Raw genomic sequence first — 14,163 nt, forward strand, 5'->3', positions numbered from 1 at the left:
CCCAGCAGAAGCGCCGCTACCAGAGCGCCAGCGTACGGCACGCCGGGGCGCGAAAGTTGCACCACGCGAAGTGTTCGACATCGCAGGCAATCTGCGGAAACTGAGAATCCACGACGCCGCTGTCAGCCAGCACGGTTGCTAATGCGACGCGAGCGTGCTCGACAGCGCTAACGTCAATGTCGGTGGACTTCAGCAACAGCAATTGCGGCACGCGACAACACACGGCGATCCACGCTGCGAGAGAATCACTCGTGACGTCCCACGATTGCGGCAAAGCGGCGTGAATGAGTTCCAGTTCCGCCACGATGTTCGTTGGGTGCAGTATAGCAACAGTGTCCGGCGAGGAGTCATGCGTGCTTCGCCATTCCGCCAGAGAATTGACCAGCACAAGACGGTCATGCAGCGAAGCCAGCAACTTCGCATTCAGCGACATCGATTCGATAGCCAGCGTATGAGCCACACTGTCGGACAGACCGAATTGCCGATCCCACCGGCGCACCAAATCGGCCGCTTCACCACCGCCGACAAGCACGGCCACGTTCAGGAGTTCTTCGCGATCGACCAATGCCAGCAAACGGTCGACGACGCTGCCACGATTAGAACCAGCACATTGAGCGCCGTCCGAATGGTCGCTCTGCAGCAAACTGCCTCCCAGCTTAATAAGACTGCATGCGGAACGTTGGCTGGCGGCTGACAACGGCGGCGACTTTCTGAAAACGCTCACTGTATTTGCTAACAGTATTCGCTGACGCCATCGGCAGAAATCACTAACAGCCGGCTGGTAAGCGGGTGGTGCATCGCCTGAAAGTCGTAAGCCACCTGCCGTTGAATTTCTCCAATCAGCTTCGGGTGGTTCAGCGAGATCGCCACAAAGAAATCGCGGTTCGGAACGCCGACCACAAGTTCGGCTCCCAAAACCTGACGCAGCCGACCGTGCAGTTCGCCGCCCAGAAGTCTGACGGTGTTGTAGGCGTGCGGCGTAACGGGGACCAGCATCCTTGGATCGTCGTCTTCGCCAACAAGAGTCACTTCCAGCGGGTGGTCTTCTGCAAACCGCGCCAGATTATCCATCGCCAGTGATTGCAGATCTTCGGCGGTGACGTCCCATGTCTTCAACATGGCCTTGTGGACAAAGCGATACGTGTCGTCTTCGTCCACCACGAACATGATGCTTAAACCTGCCACCCAGGGAACTCGCACAAATTCCTGCAACGATGATTCCGCTTCGGATTCCGGATACAGCATCGGCATGATGCGGTCGGCCACGGCGTCCAGAGCAGGCATCAACTGTTCCGGCCCCCATTCCTGAAGCCTCACAACGGTGGTAATGCCGGGCAGCACAATCTGCTTCAGGCGATCGGGTGCCTGAAGGTAAGAACGGTAGAAGTTCGTCAGATGAATTTCTGATTCGTTGATGCGTATGCCAAAGTTGCCAGCCGGAGTGACTTCCAACAGAGGGAAGTGTTTACGAGCCAGGCCAACAACCTCGCGGCGGAATAACTCCGGTGGGCGAGCCAATTCTTCGGCAAAGCAAATTGACGACAGCACGTGGTTGCAGACGTTCACCGTTTCGACGTCCAGTGCGCGTCCCTGTTGTGACTGCAGACTGGCCACCATGATAATTTGCTGGTACTCAATCACCCACAATCGCCATTCGTAGCTGTTTCGCTTTTGAAACAACCGGCGCCACCATGAACCATTGGCTTTGATGGACTGTCCGGTCCACGACCGATTGGTCGCATCGATCGGAAGGGAACCGGCGGAGCTGCTTTTGATCACTCTGGGAAACAAAGTCGCCGGGCTAAACGACGCGGCGTCTGTGTTGGGCTGATCTTCTTCTACCCACGCGGCGTACAGGGTGAGCGACCATGGCAGCGATGCCGCATCAACCGCGTTCTTTTTTGATCCAAGCGGTGCGGTAGACTCATCCTGATCTCGGGCGGGGCCTGCGTCTGTGGTTGCAGCAGACGCCATGCGCGGCGTGATTTCGAAAAACGCTTCGGTCTGCTGCAGGTTCAGCATCGCGGGCACCTGCAACGTGAACCAATTCGCGGGCCCTCGAAATTCCGAGAAACCGCTCATAGGATCAGGAGGCGAATCAGATTCCTCAGACATAGCAGATTCAAAGCGACGTAAATGGAAAAGGACTTGAGATAGTGTAGGGACGTCGACAAGCAGGATGAAGTCAGAATCTGAAAGCGAGGTTCGAACGGTTCGGTGCTGCGAAGAACGCGCCAGATTCTTCGCTTGTGAAATTGCCCGCAGCGTGCTTTTCCTGCCCAATCGACCCTCTTCACGCTCCCGCCTGCTCACTCGCCGCTTTTCCCGCCTCGTCGCTTGAAGAATGAGGAAAAAAACGCGATGCTTCGCGGTTGGCCGGGGCCACAAAGCGGAGCTTTTCCTTCGATTTGTCGTCGTTCCGCCGTTTCTGAAAGTACGACCGTGGTTGAGACGCGTTGTCTGTAGCCCGAATTTCGTGTGTCGGTTTTGAATTAAGAAGGCAATTTTGATGTCAATGTACGTTGGTGAATCGCTTGTTGGTGAAGGAAACGAAGTCGCTCATATCGACCTGCTGATCGGCGACAAAAGTGGACCTGTCGGATCAGCGTTCGCAAACGCTCTGGCCGACCAGAAAATGGGGCACAGCAACCTTCTGGCTGGTACGCCAAACCTTGCCGTAAAGCCATCCACCGTGATGATCACGAAAGTGACGATCAAAGGTGCCAAGCAGGCTGTGCAGATGTTCGGCCCAGCTCAAAAAGCCGTTGCCAATGCCGTCGCTGACTGCGTTAAGTCTGGCGCGATTCCTAAAGATCAGGCCGATAACCTGTGCATCGTTTGCGGCGTTTTCATTCACTGGGATGCGTCTGACGACAAAAAGATCTACGAATACAACTACGAAGCCACAAAGCAGGCGATCGAACGAGCCATGAAGAACGAGCCATCAATCGACGATGTCCTCGCTCAACGAGACACTGCTGATCACCCCTTCTACGCAGGCTAGCCGGGATGCCCCGGCGGGCGATTGGCGTGGCAGGCGTGTGACGGTTGGAAAACCGTTGCGCCGGCGGTGCTCACGTTGTTCGCTGGCGGTGGTGTGACGTTCGAAACGTCGAAGCAATTGCACGATTAGAAGCCCGGCTTCTCAAACAAGCCGGGCTTCTTCGTGCGCCGGGATGCCCCGGCGGGCGGTTGGCGTGGCAGGCGGGTGACGGTTGGAAGACTGAAGCGCCGGCGGTGCTCACGTTGTTCGCTGGCGGTGTTGTGACGTTCGAAACGTCGAAGCAATTACACGATCAGGAGCCCGGCTTCTCAAACAAGCCGGGCTTCTTCGTGCGCCGGGATGCCCCGGCGGGCGGTTGGCGTGGCAGGCGGGTGACGGTCGAAGACAGTTGCGCCGGCGGTGCTCACGTTGTTCGCTGGAGGTGTTGATCAAGTTCGCCAAACTGGACTATTCGCGAACCGCCTCGGCTGCCCTGAGAACTCGCATGACGTTGGTTCCCATCAGCTTGTGAATGTCGGCCGCTGAATGACCGCGGTTGAGTAGTTCCTGAGTAATCAGCGGGTACGTGGAGACGTCTTCCAGTTGATCAGGCAACCTGGGCACACCGTCGAAGTCGGAACCGATGCCGACGTGGTCGATACCTGCGACATTGATGATGTGTTCGATGTGGTCAACAACGTCGTGAATGCTGCCGGGATGAGTGTCGTCTTTTTCGAGTTGCTTTGTGGGGATCACAAACTTCGAATAGAAATTCACCATCACCACTCCACCGTTGTCCGGCATCATTTTCAGGATGTCGTCCGGCACGTTGCGAGGGTGTTTATTGAGAGCTCGAGCAGAAGAATGTGAAAAGATCACGGGCGCTTTGGTGACGGCCAGTGATTTCCTCATGCATTCGGCCGACACGTGAGACAGATCGATCAGCATGCCAACGCGATTCATTTCTGCGATGACCGCTTCGCCGAATTCAGACAGTCCGCCGCAGCGAGGTTCGTCGGTCGCGGAGTCGGCCCATTCCAGCGACTTGGAATGCGTGAGCGTCATATATCGGCAGCCACGATCGTATAGCCGCTTGATATTGTCCAGCGAATTTTCGATAGAGTAGCCGCCTTCGATCCCCATCATGCTGGCGATTTTTCCGGACTTCACAATGCGTTCGACATCGTCCGGTGTTGACGCCATTTCGAAGACGTCCGAATAGCGTTTGACCATGTTTTCGACGAGGTCGATTTGCTGGGTGGTTTGCAGCAGTGCTGTGCCAGCTTTGTCCGTTTCGGCGGGCACATACACCGACCAAAACTGAGCCTTCACGCCGCCTTTGCGAAGACGGTCGATGTCTGTGTGTAGCTTGGGCTGAGCTTTGCGGATGTCGAAGACATCAAACGAGGAACTCCCGATTTCCCTCATCTGCCACGGCAAATCGTTGTGCCCGTCAAACAGCATGCCGGCGGAATGCACTTCGCGACCATGTTCCGTCAGGACTACCGGCGAACGCTGCTTGTCTTCTGCAAAGACAGTCGTCGCCAACAACGGCAGCATCAGAAACAAAGGAGATCGCAACATGGGAACATCCAGAATGGGGATGAGGATTTAAGTTTAAGAAGCGTCGCCGTCAGACGAAGATGCAGCCTCGCTCCGGTTACTCTTGCTCAGTCGCTTCTTCGCCTGCGTTCTCTTCCAGGTCCTGCCCCTCCGTTGCATCCTCGTCAGCTTCATTGCTGTCGGCTGCGGCGTCTCCGGCCGACGGCAGATCACCAAGTCGACTGGGGTAGTCGGGCACGTCTGAAGGCAGATAGTCGTGAGTCAGCCAGCGGACCAGCAGGTTCAGGTCTTCGTCCGTGAGTTGCTGCGGTGGATAAGCCGGCATTTCATTCTTTGCACCGTAGTGGCGAGGCGCTCCGGGGTTGCGAATGAAGTCGGTCAACCATTTGGCCGAACCATATTTCGCCATCGTGGGATAGCCATCAGCGTCATCATCAGAGACGGCCACGAAGTCTTCACCAATCGTTGTGTGGCAATCGGCGCACGACGTGCCTTCCAGGTCTCCGGCCCATGCGCCTTCAGTAGCGACAGCTCGACCTTTCGCGGCCAATTGTTCATTGGCTGCGAGGGCATTCACCCATTCTTCTCGCTCTTTGACATCGGCCGGTATGTAGCCGGGATTCGCTTCCGAATAGAGGAACTCCACCAGCGCGTCCAGGTTTTCGGAGTTCTCGTCCGACAGCAGCGATTCCGGATAGCCCGACCAGTCGGCCATTTCAGATTCGTCCGGATTCAGATACGTGACGTCTTCGCCAGCTTCTTCCTTCGCCTTCGCGTCCTTGAACCAGCCCGCATTTTTCAGCGGTGACAGATGAGCCGCATAGTCGACTACAATGGAACGCATCCATTCGCGACTGCCGAAGTTACCGAGATCAGACGCCGTCGGTGGTGCAACTTTTTTCTTTTCTGTAACCAGCATGCCACGGCCATCGTGACCGTTGTAGCGATGGCAACTGGAACAATGCTTCGCGAACAGTCGCGGCCCCTGAGTAAACGGATCGCGCCGCAGCATCCCGACCGCTCCATCCACAGGAATGCGGTCCGGTCCCGATGCGAGTTCCACCGCTCGCCCGCCATCTCGGTGAGCTTCGGCTAGAGCCGCCTGGTGGTCGATGTCGTTTCTGTCTTCGATGAACGCCATGGCAGTGAGGACCACGATTGCCGCGCCGAGTAGCCAGATGAACGCTTTATTCAGTGTATGTCCGAACTCACCCAAAAACTTGTGCGTGAGCGGCATCAATGCGATCACGCCCATGATCACACCGGGCAACACGATGGCTCCCCAGACAAGGCCGATGGATTCCACCGCGTGAAATCGCAGAAAGCGAAACAGAAACAGGAAGTACCATTCCGGGCGAGCCGCGTCGAACTTCACCGCCGCGTCAGCGGGCGCGCTAAGTTCAGCTCCTTTGAAGATGGCAAACAGTAGTACAACAGCCAGAACAGCGAGGCACGCAATGGCGTCCTTCAAAACCTGATCAGGCCAAAACGAAGTTTCGGGTGCGTGGTTTTCGTCGTGGACGGTGAGGCCGTGCCGACGGAAGCAGTAAATGTGCAACGCCAGAAACGCCACCAGCAGCGCGGGAAGTATTCCTGCATGCATGGCGAAAAAGCGAGTCAGCGTCATGTGCCCGTATTGATTGCCGCCCTGAGCCAGCGTTTGCACTTCGGCTCCCGCCACCGGCGTGAGACTCATAATATTGGTCGTCACCTGAGTCGCATAGTAGCCCTTCTGGTCCCACGGCAGCAGGTACCCGGTCAGTGACAGACCGAGCACGATCATCATCAGTACCATGCCAAGCCAGAAATTGATTTCTCGCGGCGCCTTGTACGCTCCGTCGATGATCACCTGCACCAGGTGAATGGCCATCAGCACGACCATCGCCTGAGCCGCAAAGTGATGCACGCCGCGGATGAGATAGCCCAGCGTCATTTCGTTTTGAATGTAATAAACACTTTCCCAGGCGGTGCGAGTGCTGGGGCTATACGCCGACCACAGCATGAATCCGGTAATCACCTGCAGAACGAATGTGAAGACCAGCGTACTGCCCCAGACGTATCGCCAGCGAGCCCCGCCGGGCACTCGTTCGTACAAAGCTTCGTGCATCAAAGACTTGTAGCCGGTACGGTTATCAAGCCATGCCATCAGAGCGTTCATTGCCATTCAATCCAGTATGTCGTCGCCAGTGGGCTGAAAGTGTGGTGGTTCAAACTGCGTCGTCGCGTGCTAAACAGGAATCTTCTGTTCTGTCGCACCGCGAAAGTTCTGAAACTTCAGCCAAAGTTCCTTGCCGTCTTTGCCAGGCTCGCCGTCTGTTGCCGTGATGATTTCCAGTTCGTCCATGTTGCGTGGAGGAACTTCGTTTGTCTTCGTGCCGTCAAGGTCGAAGGAGCTTGTGTGACACGGGCAGAAAAAGTCGTCGTCGCTGCGGCGGTAATTCACAGAGCAGCCCAGGTGTGGGCAGATCGAATTGAACGCGATCACGGAACCGTCCGGCTGTTTCCGTAGCCAGACACTGCCAACAGGAACGTCTTTGAACCGATTCCAGGCATCATCGAGCGTCGACTTCACCGTGACGGCAACCGGCGTACCGTCGTCTGGTAGCGAATCTGTGGTAGCGTCGAGCTTGATGAAACCGTCCAGTGCACCGCCGCCTGCCGCTCCGCCAGACTTTTTCCGTCGCAGAATGGGATCGAGGTAGAAGGCGCCCGCCAGAAACGACGGTATGGCCACGATTACGAAGCTTAAAAAGCCAGTCAAGACACTCACCAATGCGTTGCGGCGAGATTCCGAGCCTGACGACAGCTCGGCGTCTGAGGGCGTTTCTGCAGGCGCAGAAGTATCGGGGCTGTTTGTATCGCCCATGGTTTAGTTCTCTGAGCTTTAGGTAGGATTGAACGAACCAGTTGGTCGTCGCAAAACCGCTTCTGTAAACAGTTGGCTTAACATTCAGGATTGTGAACGGGATCGCAATTGCGACTGACTTGTCGCCAGCGATTGACCTTGCGGCACGCTCACAGCTGATGTTTTCGCGTCTGTTCCGTTAGGTAGGAATTGTTGACTGGTTCAGGAGGGAGTCTAATTGGAACCGACGAGGCAGCAAATCACAAGCCAGTAAATCTTTGCCTGGCTGCAACAACCGCCTTGCGTAACGAAGACAGCATGAAATAATTAACAACCTTTAGGCGAGCAAACACGGAACAGTGGACAGGAAACCGGGAATGACAATAACTAAGAAACTAGCGGCTTGTTTTTCGCTGTTTTTTCTTATGAACGCATCGCTTTGCAGCGTGCAGGCTGATGAGGGCGATCGCCTGTTTACTCTGCGGGTGCTGCCACTACTGAAAGAAAAGTGCTTTGGCTGCCATGCCTCAACCCCGGATGACCTCAAGGGCGACTACGCCGTCGATTCGCGCGAAGCGCTGCTGGAAGGCGGCGAATCGGGCGATCCGTCTATCGTGCCCGGAAAGCCGGAGGACAGCGTGCTGTACCAGGCGGTGATGTGGGAGGGCTACGAAATGCCGCCCAAGGAAAACGATCGGCTGACCAAACGGCAAACCGAGTATGTCCGACGCTGGATAGAATTAGGAGCTCCCTGGCCGGAAGAAGCCAAACAACAGGAAATCCGCGAGGCCGAGTGGGCCGTCCGTGAAAATGAAGACGGCCTGATTGTGGATACCAGCGGCGGCACCGCTGACGAATGGACGTACCGACGCTACCAGCCCGCAGACACGTGGGCGTTTCAGCCCGTGAAGTCGAAATCAGACTTCGATCCGTCGCCCGGCGAAGCGGATCATCCGGTCGACTTTTTTATCGGTCGGCAGCTTGCCTCGGCCAAACTTCAGCCGGCGGAACGGGCTGACGCCAGCACGTTGATTCGGCGAGCCACCTACGACTTGACGGGACTTCCACCGACGCCGGAAGAAGTCGAACAATTTCAGGCATCGTCGAAAAAAGATGCCACGAAGGCGTATGAGAACCTCATCGACCGCTTGCTGGCCAGTCCTCATTATGGCGAACGACAAGCTCAGCACTGGTTGGACGTCGTTCGATACGCAGACACCGGGGGCTTCAGCAACGACTACGAACGCAGCAACGCGTGGCGATACCGCGACTACGTGATTCGATCCTTTAATGATGACAAACCGTTCAATCAGTTTGTGATGGAGCAGATTGCGGGCGACGAAATCGCAGATGCAACATCTGAAAGTCGGAAAAAGGACGCAGCAGTCGCATCGAACATTGGCTTTTCTTTAAGCCAGGCAGAAGGTGCGGTCGCGACGGGTTTTCTACGGCTGGGGCCTTGGGGAACGGCCATGATTCCTCAGGAAGAAGCTCGCCAGATTTACCTGGACGACCTTGTCCACACAACGGGGCAAGCGTTTCTTTCGATGCCACTGCGCTGTTGTCGCTGTCATGATCACAAATTCGATCCGATCCCGACGCGAGACTATTACCGCATCTATGCCGCGTTCGCGACGACTCAGCCAGCCGAAGTAGAAGCCGAATTTCTGCAGGAAGAAAACCTCAGCGGCTTCGATGAAAAGCGAAAGCTGGTGGAAGAACTACTGGCCTTTGCGAAGGCAGATCTAAAAACCGTCAACGACAAAATGGAGGCGGCCGCAAAAGCGTGGTACGCCGAACATGACCTCCCATACAAAAACGAGAACGCTCGACAGAAAGATCCGGAAGACAAAAAGCCACCGCGACACGTGGGCCTGACGCCTGAAGAAAAGGGCATCAAGAAAGTACGCGAACAGGACGTCTGGATTTGGGAACGCCGTCTGGAACGCTATCAGCCGATGGCTCAAAGCGTGTACAACGGCCCGGACAAATGGTCCAACGCTCGCAAGTTACGGCCTGCCCCAAAGGTCGACAAATCATGGCGTCCGCCCACGTTTATCCTGACCGGCGGTGCTCTGGAAGCCAAAGGCGATCCGGTAGGACCGGGCGTGCTGAGTGCCACGGGGCTGCCAGTCAAGGGAAGCGCTGGGCAACAACCTGTTGAAGACGATCCTTGGCGAATCAGCGACGACCTGTCCGGTCGCCGCCTGCAACTCGCACGCTGGATCGCCAGCGACAAGAACCCGCTGACCGCTCGATCGTTTGTAAACCGCATCTGGCAGTCGCATTTCGGCACCGGCATCGTCAAAACGGCGAACAACTTCGGTGCGAAAGGCAGCAAGCCGACGCATCCAGAATTGCTGGATTGGCTGACCGCAGATTTCATTGAAAACGGCTGGAAGGTGAAGCGACTGCATCGCCTGATTATGACGTCCGATGCGTGGCAGCGATCCGGCAGCCATAACAACCTGAAGCATCTGGAAACAGTCGATCCCAACAACAACCTGCTGGCTCGTTTTCCGGCGAGGCGTCTGACAGCTGAAGAATTCCGTGACACAGCGCTGCTGTTAAGCGGTGAACTGAATCGAGAAATGGGCGGAGTTCCCATCATGCCGGAAATGAACATGGAAGTCGCATTGCAGCCGCGCATGATTCAATTTTCGATTGCTCCGGCACATCAGCCGTCGCGAACTCCGGCAGAACGCAACCGTCGTACGATCTACACTTACCGGGTTCGAGGCCAGGCAGACCCTCTGCTGGAAATCCTGAATCTGCCCAACCCGAATGAAAGCTGTGAACTGCGAGACGCCGCAGCCGTGACGCCTCAGGCCTTCACACTGATGAACAGCGACGTGGTCACCGACCGATCCATCGCGTTTGCGTCTCGCGTGCAGTCTGATCAGCCGAATGCCCCCGCCACGCAAATTCATCAGGCCATGCGACTGGCGTTCGGCCGAACACCTTCGCCCCACGAACAATCCAGCCTGCTGGAGTACTACAAAAAGATGCTGGCCTATCACGAAGACCATACGCCTGAAGAAGTCGCATACCCAACTCAGGTGACTCGCTCGCTGGTCGAAGAATTCACCGGGGAACCCTTCGAATTCATCGAACTACTAAACGTGTACAACGACTATGTACCGGACAAAAAGCCCTGGACAGTTTCAGCGCAGACCCGAGCGATGGCCGATGTTTGTTTACTATTGTTGAACAGCAACGAGTTGCTTTACGTCTATTAAGTGCAAAACGAATATCGAATGCCGAACAAGGAATTTCGAATTGCGAAGTGAGCCGCAAAGGGGCGAGGTACAATGGGGCAAAAGTACGCGTTCGACCTGGAAGATCGATTGGTAGAATTCGCAGTTCGGATCATCAGTGTGGTAGAAGCGTTGCCGGAGACTCGAGTTGGAAAGCATGTTGCCGGTCAACTGGTTCGGTCCGCAACTTCGCCAGCCCCAAACTACGGCGAAGCACAGAGCGCCGAATCCCGCAAAGACTTTATTCACAAGCTGAAGGTGGCACTGAAAGAACTGCGTGAAACAATGATCTGGCTGAAGATTATCGAACGCAAACCATTGTGTTCACCAGATCGCACGAAAGACATCATCGAAGAATGCAACCAACCGATTTCGATCTTCGTCAAGAGCATAGAAACCGCCAGATCGAAACCATAAAGGTCTGAAATCGACCCACTGCGGTTCACTTCGTCATTCGAAATTCCTTGTTCAACATTCGACATTCAACTTCCGAGTCAAAGCTATGTCCCTCATTCCACGTCGAAACTATCTCTACGGCCTCGGATCTTCCCTTGGCGCCCTTGCCCTAACCGACCTGCTGGCGGCAGACACGCCGAAGGCAGGTCCGCTGGCTCCGAAGAAGCCACAACAGCCAGCGAAGGCGAAAGCCGTCATCATGCTGTTCATGGAGGGCGGGCCGAGTCACGTCGACACCTTCGACCCCAAGCCGTATCTCAACGCCCTTCATGTAAAGGAATCGACTCGCACAAAGGGCCTGGCCACCGGCAAGCGGTTCTACGTCGGTAGCCCGTTTAAGGCGCGCAAGGTGGGGAACGCTGGGATCGAAATGAGTGAACCGTGGCAGTTTCTTGCAGACGCGGAAGTCGCCGACGAATTGTGCGTGTATCGCGGCTGTAAGGCGGAATCACTAAACCACCCGGAAGCGTTGCTGCACATGAACACGGGCAGCCGGCTGGGCGGCGATCCGGGCCTGGGAGCGTGGGCGACGTACGGCCTTGGATCCGAAAATCAAAACCTGCCGGGCTACGTCGTCATGACGGAACTCGCCCTGCCGCAGGCCGGTCCGGCGAACTGGACCAACGGTTTCCTGCCCGCGCACTATCAGGGAACCCGGCTGCGATCGACTGGCTCCCCGATTCTGGACCTGAATCCGCCGAAGTTTAAGACGCGTGAGCACCAAAGACAGGCACTCGACCAATTAGCAATGCTGAATGCGACTCACGCCGAACGGCATCCCGAACATCGCGACCTTGCCGCTCGCATGGAAAGCTACGAATTGGCGTTTCGGATGCAGACCGAAATTCCTGGCATCGTCGATATCGACAGTGAACCAGCACACATTCAAAAGTCGTACGGTCTGGACCGCAAAGAATGTGAAGCGTTCGGGCGGCAGTGTCTGATGGCTCGGCGGCTGGTCGAAGAAGGCGTTCGCTTTGTGCAGATCTTTAGCGGTGGCTGGGATAGCCACGACTACCTGGAGAAAGGCCATTCCTCACGAATTAACAGTGTCGACCAGCCGATCGCGGCGTTGATCAAAGACCTGAAAGCGAAAGGATTGCTGGAAGATACGCTGGTCGTCTGGACGGGCGAATTCGGTCGCACGCCAGACAACAATTATCGCGGCGGAGTCACCGCACTGGGCCGCGGCCACAACGTCGATGCAATGAACATGTGGTTTGCTGGTGGCGGCGTCAAAAAGGGAACCATCGTCGGCGCGACGGACGAAATCGGGGCGGAAGCGGTCGACGTTGTGCATCCAATCCGCGATGTCCATGTGACACTGCTACACCTGCTGGGACTGGACGACAACAAACTGACCTACTTCCACGGCGGACGCTACAAGCAGTTGTCTCAGTTTGGCGGTGAAGTGATTCAGGAACTGGTGGGGTAGACAAGGTCAAACTGAGGCGAACCGACGATCGGCCAAAGCACCAGAAAATGATGGATCATGTCGCTGAAGAACAGGCCCAGTCCCGCTGCCAGCAGCCCCCACGAAAAACCAGGAAACTTCTGCCAAAGCCAACATGCGAATACGATCATCAGCACGCCAATATAGCTGTGATGGATCCGCAGCCCGCACGTGATGTGACCAATTGTTGAGGCTGTGTTTCGCGTGGATTCCATCTGCATGCCGAAACGCAGTAGACACGTCACAGCTTCGAAAATAAAAGTCAGCCCCACCGACCAAAGTGTCAGGCTTCGCTTCTTTGTGGGAATGCTCGGAACAGAAGTGCTCATGGCTGATTGTAGGCAGCCAGGTTTCGCCGAGTCGACCACGGTTTTAAAAGATTGAAAATTCACGTTGACTGAATACGTCAAAACCGGACTGGAAGAATTTCTCGCCGCACCGCCAGCAGACCTGCGAAACGCAAATCTGGGCCTGCTGATGAACCAGGCGTCGGTCGACAACACGTTCCGGTACGCTTGCGATCTGCTCGAAAACGCTTTCCCAGGCCGACTGAAATTGTTGTTTTCTCCGCAGCACGGGTTGTGGGGCGAACAGCAGGCCAACATGATTGAATCGCCGGATAACACTTACGAGTCGCTGAACCTTCCGGTCGCCAGTTTGTATTCGGAAACACGTCGTCCCACCCAGCAAATGCTGGCGCAAATCGATTGCCTTGTCATCGATCTTCAGGACGTGGGGACTCGCGTCTACACATTCATCTGGACGATGCTGGAATGTCTGCACGCCTGTGCAAAGCACGGGGTAAAGGTTTGCGTCCTCGATCGCCCCAATCCACTTGGCGGACTGGTCGCCGAAGGCCCTCTGTTGGAACCCGGCTTCCGCAGCTTTGTGGGCGGCACCGAAATTCCCATGCGTCACGGGCTGACGATTGGCGAACTGGCGAAGATGTTTAACACCGAAGAAAACATCGGTGCGGATCTAACGGTAGTCCCCATGACCGGCTGGCGGCGGTCGATGTTATTTCCCGAAACCAGGCTGCCATGGATCGCTCCTTCGCCCAACATGCCTCGATTCGAAACCGCGGTGTTGTATCCCGGTCAAGTGTTACTGGAAGGAACGACGTTGTCGGAAGGTCGAGGAACAACGATGCCGTTTGAAGTCGTCGGAGCACCGTTTCTGGATCCCACGGAACTGCTGCGATTGGTCAACAGATGGGACCATCCGGGCGTCGGGTTGATGCCGGTCCACTTCAGGCCCACGTTTGACAAATGGAAGGATGCCTCCTGCGGCGGGCTCGCGATTCATGTGCAAGACGCAGCGGCCGTGAGATCTTTTGAGCTGACAGTAGCGATCATTGCCGCGGCGGCTGAACTGGCGAGTGATCAGGATCTCTGGCTGCCGCCACCGTATGAGTATGAATATCACAAACCGCCAATTGATATTCTCTACGGCCACGACCGGTATCGAACAGCCGCCAATAAAGGCCTGACTCAAAATGAGCACTCAATGCTGTCGCTGGCGGCGTGCGACGAAGACGCGTGGTGGAGCCGCTGTGAACCGTTCCTGATGTATGGCGCAGATTGAATCGAAGCTGCGGCTGCGTCAC

The 14,163-nt window shown here is 56.1% G+C and carries 11 protein-coding genes; 5 read left to right on the forward strand and 6 right to left on the reverse strand.

The genetic code is table 11. The features are described from left to right. Nucleotides 1–16 precede the first annotated feature (16 nt). Together Fuma_RS08275 and Fuma_RS08280 are read right to left on the reverse strand one after the other, a co-directional pair. A complete protein-coding gene (locus tag Fuma_RS08275; protein ID WP_077023706.1) occupies nucleotides 17–724 on the reverse strand; it encodes an amino acid kinase family protein in 708 nt (235 codons plus the stop codon). 8 nt (nucleotides 725–732) lie between these two features. Continuing rightward, nucleotides 733–2,115, reverse strand: coding sequence for a DUF1444 family protein (locus Fuma_RS08280; RefSeq protein WP_145944051.1), 1,383 nt, complete (start codon nucleotides 2,113–2,115; stop codon nucleotides 733–735). A gap of 394 nt (nucleotides 2,116–2,509) precedes the next feature. Here Fuma_RS08280 and fae point away from each other — a divergent pair, with 394 nt between their 5' ends. Continuing rightward, nucleotides 2,510–3,004, forward strand: a complete 495-nt coding sequence (fae, locus tag Fuma_RS08285) for a formaldehyde-activating enzyme (RefSeq protein WP_077023708.1) — start codon at nucleotides 2,510–2,512, stop codon at nucleotides 3,002–3,004. A 447-nt stretch (nucleotides 3,005–3,451) separates the two neighbouring features. On the opposite strand, the gene Fuma_RS08295 is transcribed toward fae, so the two are convergent. The 3 genes from Fuma_RS08295 to Fuma_RS08305 form a co-directional block, all read right to left on the reverse strand. Further along, nucleotides 3,452–4,567: a dipeptidase gene (locus tag Fuma_RS08295; RefSeq protein WP_077023710.1), complete on the reverse strand. Its 1,116-nt coding sequence runs from the start codon at nucleotides 4,565–4,567 to the stop codon at nucleotides 3,452–3,454. A gap of 76 nt (nucleotides 4,568–4,643) precedes the next feature. Next, complete coding sequence (locus Fuma_RS08300) at nucleotides 4,644–6,704, reverse strand: cytochrome b N-terminal domain-containing protein (protein ID WP_083732553.1); 2,061 nt, start codon at nucleotides 6,702–6,704, stop codon at nucleotides 4,644–4,646. 69 nt (nucleotides 6,705–6,773) lie between these two features. Further along, on the reverse strand, nucleotides 6,774–7,412 hold the full coding sequence (locus Fuma_RS08305) for a QcrA and Rieske domain-containing protein (RefSeq protein WP_077023712.1): 639 nt from the start codon (nucleotides 7,410–7,412) through the stop codon (nucleotides 6,774–6,776). A 356-nt stretch (nucleotides 7,413–7,768) separates the two neighbouring features. On the opposite strand from Fuma_RS08305, the gene Fuma_RS08310 reads away from it, so the two are divergent. From Fuma_RS08310 to Fuma_RS08320, 3 genes are all read left to right on the forward strand, one after another. Continuing rightward, nucleotides 7,769–10,630 carry a PSD1 and planctomycete cytochrome C domain-containing protein gene (locus Fuma_RS08310; protein WP_077023713.1) on the forward strand — a complete coding sequence of 954 codons (2,862 nt, stop codon included), beginning with the start codon at nucleotides 7,769–7,771 and terminating at the stop codon, nucleotides 10,628–10,630. 72 nt (nucleotides 10,631–10,702) lie between these two features. After that, nucleotides 10,703–11,065 carry a four helix bundle protein gene (locus Fuma_RS08315; RefSeq protein WP_077023714.1) on the forward strand — a complete coding sequence of 121 codons (363 nt, stop codon included), beginning with the start codon at nucleotides 10,703–10,705 and terminating at the stop codon, nucleotides 11,063–11,065. Between the two features lie 85 nt (nucleotides 11,066–11,150). After that, nucleotides 11,151–12,539 carry a DUF1501 domain-containing protein gene (locus Fuma_RS08320; protein WP_077023715.1) on the forward strand — a complete coding sequence of 463 codons (1,389 nt, stop codon included), beginning with the start codon at nucleotides 11,151–11,153 and terminating at the stop codon, nucleotides 12,537–12,539. Here Fuma_RS08320 and Fuma_RS08325 read toward each other — a convergent pair. Continuing rightward, a complete protein-coding gene (locus tag Fuma_RS08325; protein WP_145944052.1) occupies nucleotides 12,521–12,886 on the reverse strand; it encodes a hypothetical protein in 366 nt (121 codons plus the stop codon). The genes Fuma_RS08320 and Fuma_RS08325 overlap by 19 nt on opposite strands. 64 nt (nucleotides 12,887–12,950) lie before the next feature. Between Fuma_RS08325 and Fuma_RS08330 the strand changes: the two genes are divergently transcribed. Then, nucleotides 12,951–14,141 carry an exo-beta-N-acetylmuramidase NamZ family protein gene (locus Fuma_RS08330; RefSeq protein ID WP_077023717.1) on the forward strand — a complete coding sequence of 397 codons (1,191 nt, stop codon included), beginning with the start codon at nucleotides 12,951–12,953 and terminating at the stop codon, nucleotides 14,139–14,141. The last annotated feature ends 22 nt before the right edge of the window (nucleotides 14,142–14,163 follow it).

It is taken from the genome of Fuerstiella marisgermanici (assembly GCF_001983935.1).
Taxonomy (GTDB): domain Bacteria; phylum Planctomycetota; class Planctomycetia; order Planctomycetales; family Planctomycetaceae; genus Fuerstiella; species Fuerstiella marisgermanici.

What these genes read in the sequence shown, in the direction of transcription:
- Fuma_RS08320 (WP_077023715.1), top strand. Translation starts at nt 11,151, where the DNA reads ATGTCCCTCATTCCACGTCGAAACTATCTCTACGGCCTCGGATCTTCC.
- Fuma_RS08295 (WP_077023710.1), bottom strand. Translation starts at nt 4,567, where the DNA reads ATGTTGCGATCTCCTTTGTTTCTGATGCTGCCGTTGTTGGCGACGACT.
- Fuma_RS08315 (WP_077023714.1), top strand. Translation starts at nt 10,703, where the DNA reads ATGGGGCAAAAGTACGCGTTCGACCTGGAAGATCGATTGGTAGAATTC.
- Fuma_RS08325 (WP_145944052.1), bottom strand. Translation starts at nt 12,886, where the DNA reads ATGAGCACTTCTGTTCCGAGCATTCCCACAAAGAAGCGAAGCCTGACA.
- Fuma_RS08280 (WP_145944051.1), bottom strand. Translation starts at nt 2,115, where the DNA reads ATGTCTGAGGAATCTGATTCGCCTCCTGATCCTATGAGCGGTTTCTCG.
- Fuma_RS08305 (WP_077023712.1), bottom strand. Translation starts at nt 7,412, where the DNA reads ATGGGCGATACAAACAGCCCCGATACTTCTGCGCCTGCAGAAACGCCC.
- Fuma_RS08300 (WP_083732553.1), bottom strand. Translation starts at nt 6,704, where the DNA reads ATGAACGCTCTGATGGCATGGCTTGATAACCGTACCGGCTACAAGTCT.
- fae (WP_077023708.1), top strand. Translation starts at nt 2,510, where the DNA reads ATGTCAATGTACGTTGGTGAATCGCTTGTTGGTGAAGGAAACGAAGTC.
- Fuma_RS08310 (WP_077023713.1), top strand. Translation starts at nt 7,769, where the DNA reads ATGACAATAACTAAGAAACTAGCGGCTTGTTTTTCGCTGTTTTTTCTT.